The sequence below is a fragment of the Klebsiella sp. ME-303 genome, assembly GCF_007910085.1.
Classification (GTDB): domain Bacteria; phylum Pseudomonadota; class Gammaproteobacteria; order Enterobacterales; family Enterobacteriaceae; genus Klebsiella; species Klebsiella michiganensis.
The window spans coordinates 1-15,706 of the sequence record NZ_VOJB01000079.1; the positions used below are offsets into that span (position 1 = coordinate 1).

The following is a 15,706-nucleotide window of genomic DNA, read 5'->3' on the forward strand; positions in this document are numbered from 1 at the left end:
ATTGACCACCAAACGTATGCGATGTCAAGAAATAACTTGAGTGATTAATGAACAGAAATGACTTGTAACTGTTTGATTTTATTGAACTTAAAGGAGTGGTGCAATGTCATGAAGAGATGAAATGGTGCCGATAATAGGAGTCGAACCTACGACCTTCGCATTACGAATGCGCTGCTCTACCAACTGAGCTATATCGGCCCTGCAAGATGTGCTGACGAGCGTAAGCACGGGATAGAAGGTTAAAACTAAGTGGGTGATGCGTCAATGCCCTTGCGAATCAAACGGCTACTTTTGCATCACCCAATTAGCATTAAGCACGAATGGTATCGTCGCCGAAACCAATCCACTTATAGGTCGTCAGGGCTTCCAGGCCCATCGGGCCGCGCGCGTGCAGCTTCTGGGTGCTGACCGCCACTTCCGCACCGAGGCCAAACTGGCCGCCGTCGGTAAAGCGGGTAGAGGCGTTGACGTACACCGCCGAGGAATCCACCTCGTTGATAAAGCGGTTCGCGTTGCCCAGGGTGCGCGTCAGGATGGCGTCAGAATGCTGGGTGCCGTGCTCGCGAATATGCGCTACCGCTTCATCCTGATCGGCCACCACCTTCACGTTCAGATCCAGCGACAGATACTCATTGTCATACTGCTCCGCTTTCACCGGCTCTACGCTGGCCGGGCCGTTTTGCAGCGCGGGCAGGGAGGCCGCATCGGCGTGCAGGCTGACGCCGCTTTCCGCCATCTGCTTGCTCAGCGCGGGCAGGAAGCGTTCGGCGATATCCTGATGCACCAGCAGCGTTTCGACCGAGTTACAGGCGCTCGGGCGCTGCACTTTGGCGTTAACGATAACCTTCAGCGCTTCGGCAACGTCGGCGGAGTGGTCGATATAAATATGGCAGACGCCGATACCGCCGGTGATCACCGGGATCGTCGACTGCTCGCGGCACAGCTTATGCAAACCTGCGCCGCCGCGCGGGATCAGCATATCGATATACTTATCCATCTTCAGCATCTCGCCGACCAGCGCGCGATCCGGGCTCTCAATCGCCTGCACGGTGGCCGCCGGTAAGCCGCACTCCTGCAGCGCCTGCTGAATCACTTTCACCGTGGCGGCGTTGGTGCGCCAGGTCTCTTTACCGCCGCGCAGAATCGCCGCGTTGCCGGTTTTCAGGCACAAAGAGGCGACATCGACGGTCACGTTCGGACGGGCTTCATAAATTACGCCCACCACGCCCAGCGGCACGCGGCGACGCTCAATGCGCAGGCCGCTGTCCAGCAGGCCGCCGTCGATTACCTGACCGACCGGGTCCGCCAGGCTGCAGACCTGACGAACATCGTTAGCAATTCCGCTCAGGCGCGCCGGGTTGAGCGCCAGGCGGTCAAGCAGCGCCTCGCTCAAACCGTTGGCGCGCGCTTCCGCCAGATCCTCAGCGTTAGCCCGCAGGATCGCGTCGGTCTGTGCTTCAAGATAGTCGGCAATCTTTTCCAGCACCCGGTTCTTTTCGCGGCTGGAAAGCTGCGCGAGTTTGTACGAGGCCGCTTTGGCAGCAATGCCCATTTGTTCCAGCATTTTCAGCTCCTTAACGGATAATCATGTCGTCACGGTGGACGGCGACCGGGCCGTATTCATAGCCCAGAATGGCATCGATCTGCTGCGAGTGCTGCCCGGCGATGCGGCGCAGCGCATCGCTGTTATAGCGGCTGACGCCGTGGGCAATATCGCGGCCTTCAAGGCTGCGAATGCGGATCACTTCACCGCGCGAGAAGTTGCCGGTGATGGTTTTAATCCCTTTCGGCAGCAGGGAGCTGCCGCGTTCGAGAATTGCCTGGGTCGCGCCGGCGTCCACGGTAATTTCGCCCGCCGGCGGCGCGCCGAAAATCCAGCGCTTACGGTTTTCCAGCGGCGATTCCTGGGCGTGGAAGCGGGTCCCGACGGAGATGCCCTCCATCACGTCGCCAATCACCCCCGGACGGCTACCGGCGGCGATGATGGTATCAATGCCCGCGCGGCAGGCGACGTCGGCGGCCTGCAGCTTGGTGCCCATACCGCCGGTACCTAAACCGGACACGCTATCGCCCGCGACGGCGCGCAGAGCGTCATCGATGCCGTAAACGTCTTTAATCAGCTCGGCCTGCGGGTTGTTGCGCGGGTCGGCGGTGAACAGGCCCTGCTGATCGGTCAGCAGCAGCAGTTTATCGGCGCCGGCGAGGATTGCCGCCAGCGCCGAAAGATTATCGTTATCGCCGACTTTAATTTCAGCGGTCGCCACGGCGTCATTTTCATTAATGACCGGCACGATATTGTTATCCAGCAGCGCGCGCAGGGTATCGCGGGCGTTGAGAAAACGCTCGCGGTCTTCCATATCGGCGCGGGTCAGCAGCATCTGGCCGACGTGAATACCATAAATAGAAAACAGCTGTTCCCACAGCTGGATAAGACGGCTCTGGCCGACCGCCGCCAGCAGCTGTTTCGACGCAATGGTCGCGGGCAGTTCCGGGTAGCCGAGGTGCTCACGTCCGGCGGCGATCGCCCCGGAGGTGACTATCACAATTCGATGACCCATCGCGTGCAGCTGCGCGCACTGGCGCACTAATTCAACGATATGGGCGCGGTTCAGGCGGCGGGATCCGCCCGTTAAAACACTGGTGCCCAGTTTTACCACCAGCGTCTGGCTATCACTCATGATTCTCTGCCGTTCAAAAAGGAGTTTCGATATCGAGTTGATGTTGTAACAGGAGTCAGCCCGCTTGCCAACACCTGGCGTGGTGGACGAACCACTTCATTGCGCGGATCGGGCATTCTGGCGGGGAAGTGTGACACATTCATGACGGAAATAATTTAATACCCTTTTTTAGAAAAAGTTCCATATTGTCATAAATTTTTAATATTAGAGCGTTAAAAAACCTGCAGTTTTTGACGGGGCTTCCGCCCGGAATTGATTAGCGCGTATAAATAAATCACCAGGACTGAATAATGAAAAAGAGCTCACTGGCATTAATGATGATGGGTCTTATTGCTTCTTCGGCTACGCAGGCGGCAGAAGTTTATAATAAAAACGGCAATAAACTGGACGTCTACGGCAAAGTCAAAGCGATGCACTATATGAGCGACTATGACAGCAAAGATGGCGACCAGACCTACGTTCGTTTCGGCATCAAAGGCGAAACGCAGATTAACGACGATCTGACCGGCTACGGCCGCTGGGAATCGGAGTTCTCCGGCAACAAAACTGAAAGCGACTCTTCGCAGAAAACGCGTCTGGCGTTCGCCGGCGTGAAAGTCAAAAACTACGGTTCATTTGACTATGGTCGTAACCTCGGCGCGCTGTACGACGTTGAAGCCTGGACCGATATGTTCCCGGAATTCGGCGGCGACTCTTCCGCGCAGACCGATAACTTTATGACCAAACGCGCCAGCGGCCTGGCAACCTACCGCAATACCGACTTCTTCGGCGTGGTGGATGGCCTGGACCTGACCCTGCAATATCAGGGTAAAAACGAAGGCCGTGAAGCCAAGAAACAGAACGGCGACGGCTTCGGTACCGCCTTAAGCTACGACTTCGGCGGCAGCGACTTCGCCGTCAGCGCGGCCTACACCAGCTCCGATCGCACGAACGATCAGAACCTGCTGGCCCGCGGCACGGGTAAAAAAGCGGAAGCCTGGGCGACCGGCCTGAAATATGACGCCAACAATATCTACCTGGCGACCATGTACTCCGAAACCCGCAAAATGACGCCAATCAGCGGCGGTTTTGCCAATAAAGCGCAGAACTTTGAAGCCGTGGCGCAGTACCAGTTCGATTTCGGCCTGCGTCCGTCCCTGGGCTACGTGCTGTCAAAAGGCAAGGATATTGAGGGAGTGGGGAGCGAAGACCTGGTCAACTACATTGACGTTGGCGTGACCTATTACTTCAACAAAAACATGAACGCCTTTGTGGATTACAAAATCAACCAGCTGAAGAGCGATAATAAGCTCGGGATCAACGATGACGATATCGTCGCTGTCGGTATGACCTACCAGTTCTAAGCCGTCGCCGGTAAAAAACAATAAAGCCGCCGTGGTGACAGGGCGGCTTTATTCTTGCTGATTAACGGTTTTTCGCCAGATGCAGATTATCGTTATTCATCGTGATCTGCGCGTTATATTCCTTCGGCAGGCGGCGCGCCTGATAAAATACCGATTGCCAGTACGGATTATCCAGCGAAGAGCGCATCACGCCCTGGCTGGTGGAGGCATGGAGGAAATTACGGTCGGTATCATAGAAGCCGACGTGCATGCCGCCTTTAATACGGAAGAAAACCAAATCTCCCGGCCGCAGCTGCCGCGGGCTCACGCGTTCTCCCATATGCAGCAGTTCGCGGGTGGTGATGCGCTCCATCGGCAGGTTGAAGCGATCTTTGAGCGTACGCCAGACAAACCCGGAGCAGTCGACCCCGCTTTGCTCCGTCCCGCCCCACTCGTAGGGCGTTCCCTCCCAGGTATGCATCTGATCGTGCAGCGCGGCGATCACCGGGATCAGATCGTCAGAACCTCCGTCGATGGTCGCGTGGCTACTCTGGGCGGCGGTTTTATGCGGTTTCGATGAGGATGAACATCCTGCCAAAAGCAAAAAAGGAACAAATAATAGCGCGTGAGAGAGTCTGGGCTTCATATCATTGTTTTTCGTCACTGAAAACGGGCCGTGATATTTTATAGCCGATTCGCTACGGCCTCAGAATGACCAAAAGCAAAATTTACGAAACCTTACGTAAATAATATAGGTCGGATACGCGGTGAACATCGGCGGTCTTTATTTTCGCCGGGAGCGCCTCATTTTCCATTAATAAATTTTTTCTCCGCGAAACAATATTTCACAAATATCCATATGTCGCGCGTCTGTTCCGCTTCAGCGCAAGGTGAAAGATCCTCATCATCCCGCCATTGCGCCGCCAGGCTGCCCTCCAGTACTTTTGTAGACTAAAAGAGAGAGTGGGGCGGGCTAATGCATCTGGATTTTCGCCAACTGCGCAACTTTGTCGCGTTAGTTGAATACGGCAGTTTTAATCGCGCGGCGGAGGCGGTGTGCCTGTCGCAGTCGGCGTTCAGCCGCAGCATTCAGGCGCTGGAGCAGAGCGTCGGCCATCCGTTATTCGATCGCCAGAGCAAGCTACCGACGCTCACCCTGCACGGGCAAAAGCTGCTGCCCTACGCCCGCCGCTTTCAGGAGCTGAACGTGGAGCTCAGCAGCCAGCTGCGCGAAGCGGACGATGCGCAAAACGGCGAGGTCGCTTTTGGCTGCGGGCCGGCCCCTGCCGCAAGGCTGATTCCGGCCGCCGTCGGCGAGTTTCATCGCCTTTTGCCGCAGGCGAGGGTGCGCTTTCAGATTGATAACTGGCTGGCGCTGCATCAGGCGCTGACCTCTCAGCTCTACCCTTTTGTGGTTGCCGACAGCTGGCAGGCCGAGCTCGACCCGCAGCTGCGCGTGCAGCCGCTCAGCCCGCAGCGCTGCTTTTTCGTCTGCCATGCCGATCATCCGCTGGCCAAACAGGGGCCGGTCTCTATCCAGGCGATGCTGCGCTACCCCTTTGCCGCCCCCTATCTGCCGCCGGGCGTGCGCAAGGTGCTGGCGACCCTCAGCCAGCAGCAGGACTTTACCCCGGCGATTCAGTGCGATCATATCTACGCGCTGCTTGCCACCCTCGCGCAGACCAGCGCAATTAGCTTTGCCAGCGAGGACGGCTTCGCGCTATGTCAGCACAGCCATCGGCTGGTTAAGCTGGAGCTCAGCGATCTGCCTGAGGAGTGGCGGCTGATGCAGACCCGGTTTGCCATTATCTCTCCGGTTCACGCGGCCCAGCCGCCGCTGGTGGAGAAGCTGATTGAGATTATCCTTCATACCGATCGTCAGCATCAGCTTCAGCTGCTGGCGCAGGAGGAGAGGGGTTAACCGGCGTTTTTCGCCTGGCCTTTGGCATCGTACTGCGGCCAGCGGTTTTCCAGTCCCTGGGCTTTCAGCGCCTGCTCGACAAACTGGCCGTCTACCCACTGGCTGACGTCAAAAGCGCTGCGGATTAGCCGCCCGGATTTAGCCTGTTCGACGCTATTGCTAAAGCTGTCGGTCAGGAACGGATCGATACGCGGCGAGGTGGTAAAGTTCAGATCCTGCGGCTGCAGCTCTTCGAGAAACAGCGCCTGCGGGATCTGGCTCTGCTGCGCCATCTCGGCGGACCAGGCGTCGCGATTGGCCGGGTCACTGATTTCAGCGGCGTTCTTCACCAACACGTTAACGATCTGCTGGGTCGCCTGCGGCCAGGCGTCTATAAACGTCTGCGTGCCGAGGAACCCGGCCTGAGTGGTGTTCTGGCGGCCGGAGTCACCGCTTTTGACGACCACATCAATCTTATCGCCGCGTAGCGCCAGCAGCGAAACGCCGCCCCACACCGCATCGACGCGACCGGCCGCCAGCGCCGCTTTGCCGGCGTTCCAGTCAAGGTTGATCGTCTGCAGGCTGCGCTCGTTGAGGCCGACGGTTTGCAGCGCCCGGTCAAAGGCCAGCTGGTCCGCCGTGCCGCGATAAACCGCCACCCGTTTGCCTTTCAGATCGGCGAGGGTTTTAATCCCGGAAGCTTTGGTCACCGCGAGGTAAGATTCCGAACCCCGGCTGCCCAGCAGCAGGCGCGTCGGCAGCCCGTTGGCCCTACCGATAATCGCCGCCAGATCGCCGAGGTAGACAAAATCCAGCTGGCGGTTGGCTAATGCTTCATTTACCGCCGGACCGGCGCCTTTGAAAAACTGCCACTGCACTTCCACGCCCTGCGGCTTAAACACCTCTTCCAGCTGATGGCGGATAAACGCCATGCCGACCGGCCCCTCAATAAAGGGTTTACTGCCCGCGCTCTGGTCCGGCACGCCGATGCGGATAGTGCGTAGCGTTTCGGCCTGGACGCTGGACGCCAGGCTGATGACCGCGACCAGCGCCAGCAAGGTGCGGTTGAATATTGCTTTCATCATAACGTGTTGCTCCCTTGAGTTTTTTCTCACCCTAAAGAGCCAACGGGCTGCGTGTTAAATGCTTTTATTCGCCAAGCTTGGGTGAAAAAAAGCTAAATCAAACGCCGCGCGCCCGGCAGGCTGAAATGCATTCGATGCATCGGGATTATTCGCCTTACGCAATGGCGGCGAAGGAGAAGTCACGTTTTGATAGCGGCATAACTTGCCGAAAAGTGGGCCGATATGTCGCAGATGATCTTAAGAACCGATGCCCCAGGCAGGCCGGGCTTCAGGCTTAACGGCTGGCCGTGGCTGCTGCCTGCGTTACTGCTGCTGCTGTGGTACATCGCCGCCCGCGAACGATGGATGCCGGAGCAAATTTTGCCCGCGCCGTCGGTGGTTGCCGATACCGCGCTATCGCTGCTGAGCGGGGATCTGCTGGCGCAATGGGGATTCAGCCTTCAGCATCTGGCGCTTGGCCTGCTGCTGGGCGCTATCGCTGGTACGCTGCTCGGCGCGCTGTTCGGCCTGGTGCCGGCCGCCGCGCAGCGGGTGGAACCGCTATTCTACGCGCTGGCGCAAATCCCGACGCTCGGCTGGATCCCGCTGTTTATGGTGCTGTTCGGGATTGATAACGGCCTCAAGCTGGCGGTTATCATCAAAACCACCGTAGTGCCGATGACCATTAACACGCAGCAGGCGGTGGCCGGCGTGCCGCAGGCCCTGAGCGAAGCCGCAAAGGTGATGAACTTTTCCCGCTGGCAGCGGCTGCGCTGGCTGGTGATCCCCGCAAGCCTGCCGGGCTGGTTTACCGGCCTGCGTCTGGCGCTATCGCAGGCCTGGGTGTCGCTTATCGTCGTCGAACTGCTGGCCTCTTCAGAAGGCATTGGCTACCTGATGGTCTGGGGTCGCCAGCTGTTTCAGCTGGATATCGTCTTCGTCACCATTGCGGTCGTGGGGCTGAGCGGCATGCTGATGGAGTGGGCGGCGAACCGCGCCTGTACCCGTCTGGTGTTCTGGCCGCAGCCTGCCGCCGGACGCCTGGCGTGGAAACCGCAGGCCAGCTGGCGGGCGCTGCAGCTGCCGCTGGTCCTGCTGGCGCTGTGGCAGCTGGCAAGCTCGTGGGGCTGGATCGATGGCGCGCTGTTCTCTTCGCCGCTGGCGGTGGCGACGCGTTTTATTCAGGGCGCCCTGAGCGGGGAGCTGACCGCGGCGATGCTGGCAAGCCTCGGGCGAGCCTTTGTCGGCGGCGCGCTGGGGATTGCGGGGGGCCTGCTCTGCGGACTGCTGCTGGCGCTGCGCCCGCGCGCCGGGCAAATCTTCACGCCCACGCTCAACGTGCTGCGCCATATCGCCCTGTTTGCCTGGCTGCCGCTGCTGACCGCATGGGTGGGCAACGATAACGGCGGCAAAATCGTTTTTATCGCGCTGGCGTCGTTCTTTCCGATGTTCTTCAGCACCCTGCAGGCCGTGCTTCAGCGTAACCCGCAGCTCGACGAAGTCGCCAGGGTACTGCGCCTGGGCGAGTTAGCGCGCCTGCGCAGGGTTATTCTTCCCGGCGCGGCGCCGGGGATCTTCGCCGGTCTGCGGCTGGCGCTGATTTACGCCTGGCTTGGCAATATCGGCGCGGAATATTTCATGTCCTCCGGCGTCGGCATCGGCAGCCTGATGATCAATGCCCAGCAGCTGCTGGATATGCCCACCATTCTCTGCGGCATGGTGCTGGTCGGTATCACCGGCGCGGCGCTGGATAAAGCCGGACGTTTACTGGAAATGCGCGCCACCCGCTGGCGTCAACAGGAGCAGCTATGACCTCTTCTTCAACCCTGGTCTCTTTTCGCCACGTGCGTAAATCCTGGCAACAGGTGACGGCGCTACAGAATTTCAGCCTGGATATCGCCGCCGGTGAACTGGTGGCGCTGGTGGGCAGCAGCGGCTGCGGTAAATCGACGCTGCTGCGGATGCTGGTAGGCCTTGAATCAGCGACCCAGGGCGATATTTGCATTAACGGCGAGCCGGTCACCGGCGTGGGCAAAGAGCGCGGCATTGTGTTTCAGGAGCCGCGCCTGTTTCCCTGGCTTAACGTGCTCGACAACGTGATGCTCGGCCTGGCGGATGAAAAGCTCAGCCGGGCGGCGAAGCGCCAGCGGGCGCTGGAAATGCTGGAGCGCGTGCAGCTCAGCGAATTCGTCAACGCGCTGCCCGCGCAGCTCTCCGGCGGCATGGCCCAGCGGGTGGCCATTGCCCGCGGCCTGGTGGCCCGTCCGCAGATCCTGATGCTCGACGAGCCTTTCGGCGCGCTGGATGCCCTGACGCGCCACACCCTGCAGCAGGAACTTTTACAGATCCACCAGCGCGCGGGAACCACCACGCTGCTGGTGACGCACGATGTGGAAGAAGCCGTCGCCCTGGCCGATCGCGTCGTCGTGCTTTCGCCGCGTCCGGGGCGGATACGGGAAGTGGTAAACCTGGCGCTGCCCCATCCGCGCCAGCGCGATGATGCCGCGTTTACCGCCGCCTGCCGCCAGATTCGCAACCTGATTACTTCTGCCTGATTCTATTATTTAAGGAGCAACATATGGGACATCCTTCCGTCTACCCGACCGGCGCCACCCTCTACGATCCGCAGCGCGCCTGGAGCGGCTATACCCTTTTCCAGGCCACCGAACACGGCGCGGTGCTGGTGGACATGAACGGCCGCGTGGTGCGCGAATGGCCTGAACTGCACGGGTTTCCCAATAAAATCCTGCCCGGCGGCGCAATCCTTGGCCACAGCGGCGAGCGCGACCCGCGCTACGGCATGCAGGATATGCTCGATCTGATCCAGGTGGACTGGGAAGGCAACGTCACCTGGAAATTCGACCGCTACGAGCAGGTGAGCGATCCCGGCAACGCCACGCGCTGGATGGCGCGCGCGCATCATGACTATCAGCGGGCGGGCAACCCGGTGGGCTATTACGCGCCGGGGCTGGAGCCGCAGGTGGATGGCGGCAATACCCTGATCCTCGCCCACACCAATCTGGTGAATGAAGCGATCTCCGACAAGCTGCTGCTGGACGACACCATTATCGAAGTCGACTGGCAGGGTAACGTGGTGTGGGAGTGGCGCTGCAGCGACCATTTTCACGAGCTGGGCTTCGACGATGCGGCGCGCACCGCGCTCTACAACAACCCGAATATGCGCGCCAGCGGCGGCGGAATGGGCGACTGGATGCATATCAACTCGATGTCGGCGCTGGGGCCGAATAAGTGGTACGACGCCGGCGATACGCGTTTTCATCCCGACAACATTATCTGGGACGCCCGCGAATCCAACATTATTGCCATTATCGACAAACAGAGCGGCAAGATCGTCTGGCAGCTGGGCCCGGACTACAGCAAACCGGAGCTGAAGCACATCGGCTGGATCATCGGCCAGCACCATGCGCATATGATCCCGCAGGGGCTGCCGGGCGCGGGTAATATCCTGATTTTCGATAACGGCGGCTGGGCCGGATACGGCGCGCCGAATCCGGCGTCGGCGGACGGGGTGAAAAACGCCTGGCGCGATTATTCACGGATCCTGGAGATCAACCCGCTGACCCTCGATATCGAATGGCGCTACTCGCCCTATGAAGCGGATCTGCCGCAGCCAACCGATTCGTACCGCTTTTACAGCCCCTACATCAGCAATATGCAGCGCCTGGAAAACGGCAATACCCTGATTAACGAAGGATCGAACGGGCGCATTTTCGAAGTGACCCGCGACCACGAGATCGTCTGGGAGTATATTTCGCCGTTCTGGGGCAAGACCCTGAACAACAATATGGTCTATCGCGCCTACCGCATTCCCTACGGCTGGATCCCGCAGCTGGCGCAGCCGCAGGAGACGCCGATTGCGGCGGTCGATGTACGAACCCTGCGCCAGCCCGGCGCGGCGGCGGCCGGTCCGGCGCAGAGCGTGGTGCGGGTGGCGGGCGTACAGCCGTACAGTAAAAGCGCCGATGCGCTGTGCGTGGCAACCGATAACGATACCCTGCGCCGCAGTCCGAAGCTGTTCCGCGTCGCGGAAAGCGCGTTCACGCCGATAAGCGCGGCGAGCGAGCTGGAGAGCGAACGGCCGGTTCTGCTGTTCGTCGGCGCGGAACGCTGCGTGCACTGCCGCAAGCTCTGGCAGCTGCTGGCGCATGAAAAGCTCAGCCCGCGGCTTGCTCAGCTGGATACGCGCTATCTGGATGCCGACCGGCATCAGGATCTGGCGAGCGACCTCGGCGTGCGCGGCCTGCCGACGCTGCTGCTGATTAAACCGGGGCAGCCAGCATCGCGCGCACCTGCGCAGCTCTTGGTGGACACGCTGCTCGACTGGCTGCATCGCGCAGCCGGGTAATCCGCGACTACGGCGGGCTGGCGCGTGCCGGTTCGCCGTTTATCTGGCGGATAAACGCCATCGGCGAATAGCCCATCGCTTTGCGGAACATCGCGGTAAAGGCGGCCGGATACTCATAGCCCAGACTGAGCGCGACTTCGGTAACCGAACGCCCCTCGCGCAGCGCCGTCATGGCGTACATCAGGCATGCCTGCTGGCGCCAGTCGCAAAACGCCATCCCGGTCTCCCGGCGAAACAGACGATTAAACGTGCGTACGCTTTTACTCAGTTTTTGCGCCCACTGCTGCGGCGTACTGCGGATGCTCGGCTGGCGCTGAAAATCGCCGCATAGCGCCGCGAGGTGGCTGTTCTGCGGAAGCGGCGTAAACATCGGCAGCGGCGCGGCGGCGCGCAGTTCATGGAGCAGCAGCGCAATCAGGACGGCATCGCGCCCGCTCTCGTCGTACAGCAGCGGTAGCTGACAGGCGGCCAGCAGCAGCTGATGGGTCAGCGGAGAAACCTGTAAGACTTCGCAGCGTTCGCTTTCCCGCGGGGCGTCCCGCGCGTCAATATACAGGCTGTGGGTGCTGACGCCGGGCATCCAGACGCGATGCGGTTTCGTCGCCGGGATCCAGACCCCGCTGAACGGCGGCACCAGCCACTGGCCGTCGTCCGTTTCGACCTTCATTAATCCGTGCATGGCGTACAGAAACTGCGCCCGGCGGTGGCTATGTCGCTCCAGAAGCGTGTTGGGCGGATAGTCGCTGCCCAGCGCCAGCACCCGGCGAGGAAGATGGTCGACGTCATTAATCGCAACGTTGCGCATGAAGATAGCCCTGGCTGAAATTCGTAATAGATTGGCTTTAAAGCGTAAGCCGGCCACGGTGTTATTCTATATCGTTACCTCCTTTTGTGGAGGAGTGCGAATGAGCGACTGGCTTTTTCTGTGCGGCATACTTTCCGGCGTGACCACCTGGCTCTTTGGCTTCGGCGGCGGTTTCGTCACCGTCCCGCTGCTCTATTTCCTGGTGACCGGCGCGTGGGGCGCGCAAAGCGTCGTCGGGCAACAGGCGATGCACATCGCCGTCGCCACCTCGGCGCTGGTCATGCTTTGCTCCGCGCTGCTGGCGAGCTGGCGACACGCGCGTACCGGTACCCTCCTCTGGCGCCGCTTATGGGCCATGCTCACCGGCATTGCCGTTGGCGGAACGGCGGGCGCGCTGCTGGCGCTTGAGACGAGCGGGGCGTGGATCCGCTGGCTGTTCGTTATCTATCTGCTGGCAACCGTTGCCGATTGCTACCTTCGCGCCGGATTTATGACCCCGCCATCCCACCGGGTGATACCGACGGTGCCCCATGAGCTAACGGTAGGGGGGATCATTGGCCTGATCGCCTCTTTTCTCGGCGTGGGTGGAAGCGTGATGACCGTCCCTCTGATGCGCCGTCGCGGCGTGCTGATGGCTGAAGCTGCAGGGATGGCCAACGTATTGACGTTGCCGCTGGCGGCAACGGCGACGCTAACCTGGCTGTTGATGGCCTGGCTGTCGCCGGTGGCGTTACCGAATGGGTTTGTCGGCAATATCTGGCTGTCGGCGGCGGCGCAGCTGGTGGCGGGAAGCTGGCTGGGGTTAAAAATCGCCTCCCGCTGGCTGGCGCGTTTACCGGACCGCTGGCATGTGCGAATTTATCCGCTATTGCTGATTGCCGTACTGCTGGTGATGAGCGTGTGGGGATAATGAGGGACGCGGCGCTGCGCATCCATCCGAGCGTTTTGCCCGGGTCATTCTGCTGTCATTTTTCTTGCGCATGCTCTCGCGAGACGCCGTGGCCGATAAAGGAAAATAAACGATGGGTAAAACGCTGACCATTTTCGATCTGGATAATACGTTAATTAAGGGCGACAGCAGTACGCTGTGGAGCCGCTTTATGGTGCGCGAAGGCTGGGTAAACGATCCCGATTACCTGGCGCGGGAAGCGATGCTGATGGACGACTATGACCGCGGCGAAATGAATATCGCCGATTATGTGGCTCTGATTCAGGCGCCGCTGATTGGCGTCGCAAAGCGGGACGTGGACGCGCTGCTGGCGCGCTGCGTGCGCGATGAAATTATGCCGCGCGTGTATCCCCAGGCGTGGGATCTGATTCGGACTTTACAGGCTAAAGGCGAGCAGATGCTGGTGATCTCGGCCTCGGTCAGCCTGCTGGTGCAGGCGGTGGCGGCGCAGCTGGGTATCGAACAGGCGCTGGGGATTGACGTTGAGATGGCCGACGGCGGCTATAGCGGCGTGATTGCCGGTACGCCGAGCTATCAGCAGGGGAAGGTGGTGCGCCTGGCGCAGTGGCAACAGGCGCATCCTGAATACTCGGGGGAGGTGACCTTCTACACCGACTCGATCAACGACCTGCCGCTGTGCCTGCATGCCGATCGCGTACGGCTGGTCAATCCGTGCCCGCAGCTGGCGGCGGCGAACGCGCAGCACCAGTGGCCGGTGCTGGCGTGGCGGCTGTGATTTTTCCCCCGGGTCGCGGCGTAAACGCCTTACCCGGGCTACTTTTTCGTGCCGTTTGGGTAGCCCGGACAGGTGCGCAGCACCGCCTCCGGGAAAAAACTAATCAGCTTTAAACAGCGGCACCACGCTGCCGCCGATATAGCGGCGGCGCAGCCAGGCGGACAGCGTATCCATCGCCATCACCACCGCCACCAGCAGCAGGGTAATAAACATCACTACGTCCCAGTTCCACAGACGCATATTTTCCGCATAAATCAGGCCAATGCCTCCCGCGCCGACAAAGCCGAGCACCGCGGCGGAACGGGTATTCGATTCAATCTGATACAGGCTCAGCGCCAGGAACGTCGGGAAAGACTGGGTAAAAATGCTGAAACGGTGCTTCTGCAAACCGTTCGCCCCCACCGCCGTCAGGCCGCGTCCCGGCGAGCGGTCAACCGCCTCGTGTCCCTCTGCGTACAGTCGGCCCAGCAGCCCGGTATCCTGCATAATTATCGCCAGCACCCCGGCCAGCGGCCCGAGCCCCACGGCGCGGACAAAAATCAGCCCCCAGATAGCCATATCGATACCGCGCAGCACGTCGAACAACCGGCGCATCAGCAGGGCGATCGTTCCCGGAATCACGCCGCGCATAATATTCCGCGCCGCCAGAAACGAGAGCAGCAGGGCGATGACCGTCGCGGTAAGCGTCCCGGCGAAAACAATCGCCAGGGTAATGGCGATTTGCGTGAAGTAATAGCGAAACGGCCAGTTGAAAAAGTCGTGCCAGACGAACATCCGTAGCAGATAGCGGCTGATTTGCTGCAGCCCCGTGGCGAGCTGCTCGCCGCTGATGCCGAACTGCATAAAGAACCAGACATAGTAGAGGGCGCTGGCCAGCGTCAGCAGGCCGACGTAGCGCAGATAGCGCCCCTGGGCCTGGTATAAATGCCGATGCTGGCGACGGCTGGCGGCGATATCCGGTTGATTTTGCCACTGACTCATTTTTTCCCCTCCAGAACCCACTGCCGCAGGCGGCCGGATAGCATATCCAGCAGCGATACCACGATAATAATCAACAGCAGCGTGATGCTGACCTGATCGTACCGGTCCAGTTTGATATTGGTCATCAGCTCCTGGCCGATGCCGCCCGCGCCCACCAGCCCGAGGATCGTTGAGGAGCGGAAGTTAATTTCGAGGCGCATAAAGCCGTAGGAGAGAAAGATGGGTTTCACCTGCGGCCACAGGGCAAAGCGGATACGCTGCAGATGCGACGCGCCGCAGGCGGCCAGGCCGCGTACCGGTTTATCCTGGGCGCTCTCTACCGCTTCATAGTACAGCTTGGTCAGGCTACCGATGGTGTGGAGCATTAATGCCAGAAAGCCGGGGATCGCCCCGATACCAAAAGCCATCACGAAGATCACCGCCCACGCCAGCTCCGGCATGGTGCGCAGAAAAGCCACCAGCACGCGGACGGCAAAACGCAGTGGGGCAGGGGACCAGGCGTTGTTGGCCGCAACGAACGCCAGCAGGGTGGCAATCGCCACCGCCACCAGCGTGGACGCCAGCGCCAGCTGCAGCGTTTCCCAGATAAGCGGCAGCTGAATGGGCAGACGATAGCCCCAGTAAGCCAGAGAGCCTTTAGTGTGCGAATCGGCAAACAGGTCGGCGACGTGCAGCGTCGGCAGCGTCTCAAACATGTAATCGAGAAAATTGGGCAGCGAGTACCAGATAGTAAAGAGATTAAACTCGGCCATACTGCCGGCGGCAAAATAGAGCGCCAGCAGCAGCAGGGACCAGCTAAAGGTGTCGCGCTTTTGCCGCGAGCGGACCTGCTGGTAATAGCGTTCGAATTCGGTATGGGTATTATTCATGCGTCGCTGTGTCTTCAACGAGTCGCCGCCGCCCGC

Annotated in this window: 14 protein-coding genes and 1 tRNA gene; 7 read left to right on the forward strand and 8 right to left on the reverse strand. The window is 60.2% G+C overall.

Annotated features, from left to right (window positions below; all coding sequences use genetic code 11):
* Window positions 1-122 precede the first annotated feature (122 nt).
* From FQK12_RS15135 to proB, 3 genes are all read right to left on the reverse strand, one after another.
* A tRNA-Thr gene (locus FQK12_RS15135) sits at window positions 123-198 on the reverse strand.
* Between the two features lie 112 nt (window positions 199-310).
* Window positions 311-1,564, reverse strand: coding sequence for a glutamate-5-semialdehyde dehydrogenase (proA, locus tag FQK12_RS15140; RefSeq protein ID WP_014228088.1), 1,254 nt, complete (start codon window positions 1,562-1,564; stop codon window positions 311-313).
* Window positions 1,565-1,574: 10 nt separating this feature from the next.
* Window positions 1,575-2,678 carry a glutamate 5-kinase gene (proB, locus tag FQK12_RS15145; protein WP_004848066.1) on the reverse strand — a complete coding sequence of 368 codons (1,104 nt, stop codon included), beginning with the start codon at window positions 2,676-2,678 and terminating at the stop codon, window positions 1,575-1,577.
* A 290-nt stretch (window positions 2,679-2,968) separates the two neighbouring features.
* Here proB and phoE point away from each other — a divergent pair, with 290 nt between their 5' ends.
* On the forward strand, window positions 2,969-4,021 hold the full coding sequence (gene phoE / locus FQK12_RS15150; RefSeq protein ID WP_004129421.1) for a phosphoporin PhoE: 1,053 nt from the start codon (window positions 2,969-2,971) through the stop codon (window positions 4,019-4,021).
* 61 nt (window positions 4,022-4,082) lie between these two features.
* On the opposite strand, the gene FQK12_RS15155 is transcribed toward phoE, so the two are convergent.
* Entirely contained in the window at window positions 4,083-4,646 is a 564-nt protein-coding gene (locus FQK12_RS15155; RefSeq protein ID WP_025107227.1) for a C40 family peptidase, read from the reverse strand.
* A gap of 330 nt (window positions 4,647-4,976) precedes the next feature.
* On the opposite strand from FQK12_RS15155, the gene FQK12_RS15160 reads away from it, so the two are divergent.
* Window positions 4,977-5,921, forward strand: a complete 945-nt coding sequence (locus FQK12_RS15160; protein ID WP_014228090.1) for a LysR family transcriptional regulator — start codon at window positions 4,977-4,979, stop codon at window positions 5,919-5,921.
* Here the strand turns inward: FQK12_RS15160 and FQK12_RS15165 are convergent.
* The gene (locus tag FQK12_RS15165) at window positions 5,918-6,985 is read right to left on the reverse strand and encodes an ABC transporter substrate-binding protein (RefSeq protein WP_014228091.1); all 1,068 of its coding nucleotides are present in this window, start codon (window positions 6,983-6,985) and stop codon (window positions 5,918-5,920) included. The two genes, FQK12_RS15160 and FQK12_RS15165, sit on opposite strands and share 4 nt — an antisense overlap.
* A gap of 222 nt (window positions 6,986-7,207) precedes the next feature.
* Here FQK12_RS15165 and FQK12_RS15170 point away from each other — a divergent pair, with 222 nt between their 5' ends.
* Genes FQK12_RS15170 through FQK12_RS15180 form a run of 3 tightly spaced genes read left to right on the forward strand, consistent with a single transcriptional unit; the run spans window position 7,208 to window position 11,330 of the window.
* A complete protein-coding gene (locus FQK12_RS15170; RefSeq protein WP_014228092.1) occupies window positions 7,208-8,776 on the forward strand; it encodes an ABC transporter permease in 1,569 nt (522 codons plus the stop codon).
* Window positions 8,773-9,519 carry an ABC transporter ATP-binding protein gene (locus FQK12_RS15175; RefSeq protein WP_014228093.1) on the forward strand — a complete coding sequence of 249 codons (747 nt, stop codon included), beginning with the start codon at window positions 8,773-8,775 and terminating at the stop codon, window positions 9,517-9,519. The genes FQK12_RS15170 and FQK12_RS15175 overlap by 4 nt, the downstream gene beginning before the upstream one ends.
* A 23-nt stretch (window positions 9,520-9,542) precedes the next feature.
* Entirely contained in the window at window positions 9,543-11,330 is a 1,788-nt protein-coding gene (locus tag FQK12_RS15180) for an aryl-sulfate sulfotransferase (RefSeq protein WP_014228094.1), read from the forward strand.
* 7 nt (window positions 11,331-11,337) lie between these two features.
* On the opposite strand, the gene FQK12_RS15185 is transcribed toward FQK12_RS15180, so the two are convergent.
* Window positions 11,338-12,135, reverse strand: a complete 798-nt coding sequence (locus tag FQK12_RS15185) for an AraC family transcriptional regulator (RefSeq protein WP_014228095.1) — start codon at window positions 12,133-12,135, stop codon at window positions 11,338-11,340.
* 100 nt (window positions 12,136-12,235) lie between these two features.
* On the opposite strand from FQK12_RS15185, the gene FQK12_RS15190 reads away from it, so the two are divergent.
* Window positions 12,236-13,045: a sulfite exporter TauE/SafE family protein gene (locus FQK12_RS15190; protein WP_014228096.1), complete on the forward strand. Its 810-nt coding sequence runs from the start codon at window positions 12,236-12,238 to the stop codon at window positions 13,043-13,045.
* Between the two features lie 112 nt (window positions 13,046-13,157).
* Window positions 13,158-13,820, forward strand: a complete 663-nt coding sequence (locus FQK12_RS15195; RefSeq protein ID WP_014228097.1) for an HAD family hydrolase — start codon at window positions 13,158-13,160, stop codon at window positions 13,818-13,820.
* A gap of 99 nt (window positions 13,821-13,919) precedes the next feature.
* Here the strand turns inward: FQK12_RS15195 and phnE (FQK12_RS15200) are convergent, their stop codons facing one another.
* Window positions 13,920-14,801 carry a phosphonate ABC transporter, permease protein PhnE gene (phnE, locus tag FQK12_RS15200; protein WP_014228098.1) on the reverse strand — a complete coding sequence of 294 codons (882 nt, stop codon included), beginning with the start codon at window positions 14,799-14,801 and terminating at the stop codon, window positions 13,920-13,922.
* A complete protein-coding gene (phnE, locus tag FQK12_RS15205) occupies window positions 14,798-15,670 on the reverse strand; it encodes a phosphonate ABC transporter, permease protein PhnE (protein WP_014228099.1) in 873 nt (290 codons plus the stop codon). The genes phnE (FQK12_RS15200) and phnE (FQK12_RS15205) overlap by 4 nt, the downstream gene beginning before the upstream one ends.
* Window positions 15,671-15,706: the final 36 nt, after the last annotated feature.

Bases quoted from the DNA above. Each gene is read 5' to 3' on its own strand.
- FQK12_RS15170 (WP_014228092.1), top strand. From the start codon at position 7,208: ATGTCGCAGATGATCTTAAGAACCGATGCCCCAGGCAGGCCGGGCTTC.
- phnE (WP_014228099.1), bottom strand. From the start codon at position 15,670: ATGAATAATACCCATACCGAATTCGAACGCTATTACCAGCAGGTCCGC.
- FQK12_RS15155 (WP_025107227.1), bottom strand. From the start codon at position 4,646: ATGAAGCCCAGACTCTCTCACGCGCTATTATTTGTTCCTTTTTTGCTT.
- FQK12_RS15165 (WP_014228091.1), bottom strand. From the start codon at position 6,985: ATGATGAAAGCAATATTCAACCGCACCTTGCTGGCGCTGGTCGCGGTC.
- proA (WP_014228088.1), bottom strand. From the start codon at position 1,564: ATGCTGGAACAAATGGGCATTGCTGCCAAAGCGGCCTCGTACAAACTC.
- FQK12_RS15160 (WP_014228090.1), top strand. From the start codon at position 4,977: ATGCATCTGGATTTTCGCCAACTGCGCAACTTTGTCGCGTTAGTTGAA.
- phnE (WP_014228098.1), bottom strand. From the start codon at position 14,801: ATGAGTCAGTGGCAAAATCAACCGGATATCGCCGCCAGCCGTCGCCAG.
- proB (WP_004848066.1), bottom strand. From the start codon at position 2,678: ATGAGTGATAGCCAGACGCTGGTGGTAAAACTGGGCACCAGTGTTTTA.
- phoE (WP_004129421.1), top strand. From the start codon at position 2,969: ATGAAAAAGAGCTCACTGGCATTAATGATGATGGGTCTTATTGCTTCT.
- FQK12_RS15180 (WP_014228094.1), top strand. From the start codon at position 9,543: ATGGGACATCCTTCCGTCTACCCGACCGGCGCCACCCTCTACGATCCG.
- FQK12_RS15175 (WP_014228093.1), top strand. From the start codon at position 8,773: ATGACCTCTTCTTCAACCCTGGTCTCTTTTCGCCACGTGCGTAAATCC.
- FQK12_RS15190 (WP_014228096.1), top strand. From the start codon at position 12,236: ATGAGCGACTGGCTTTTTCTGTGCGGCATACTTTCCGGCGTGACCACC.
- FQK12_RS15195 (WP_014228097.1), top strand. From the start codon at position 13,158: ATGGGTAAAACGCTGACCATTTTCGATCTGGATAATACGTTAATTAAG.
- FQK12_RS15185 (WP_014228095.1), bottom strand. From the start codon at position 12,135: ATGCGCAACGTTGCGATTAATGACGTCGACCATCTTCCTCGCCGGGTG.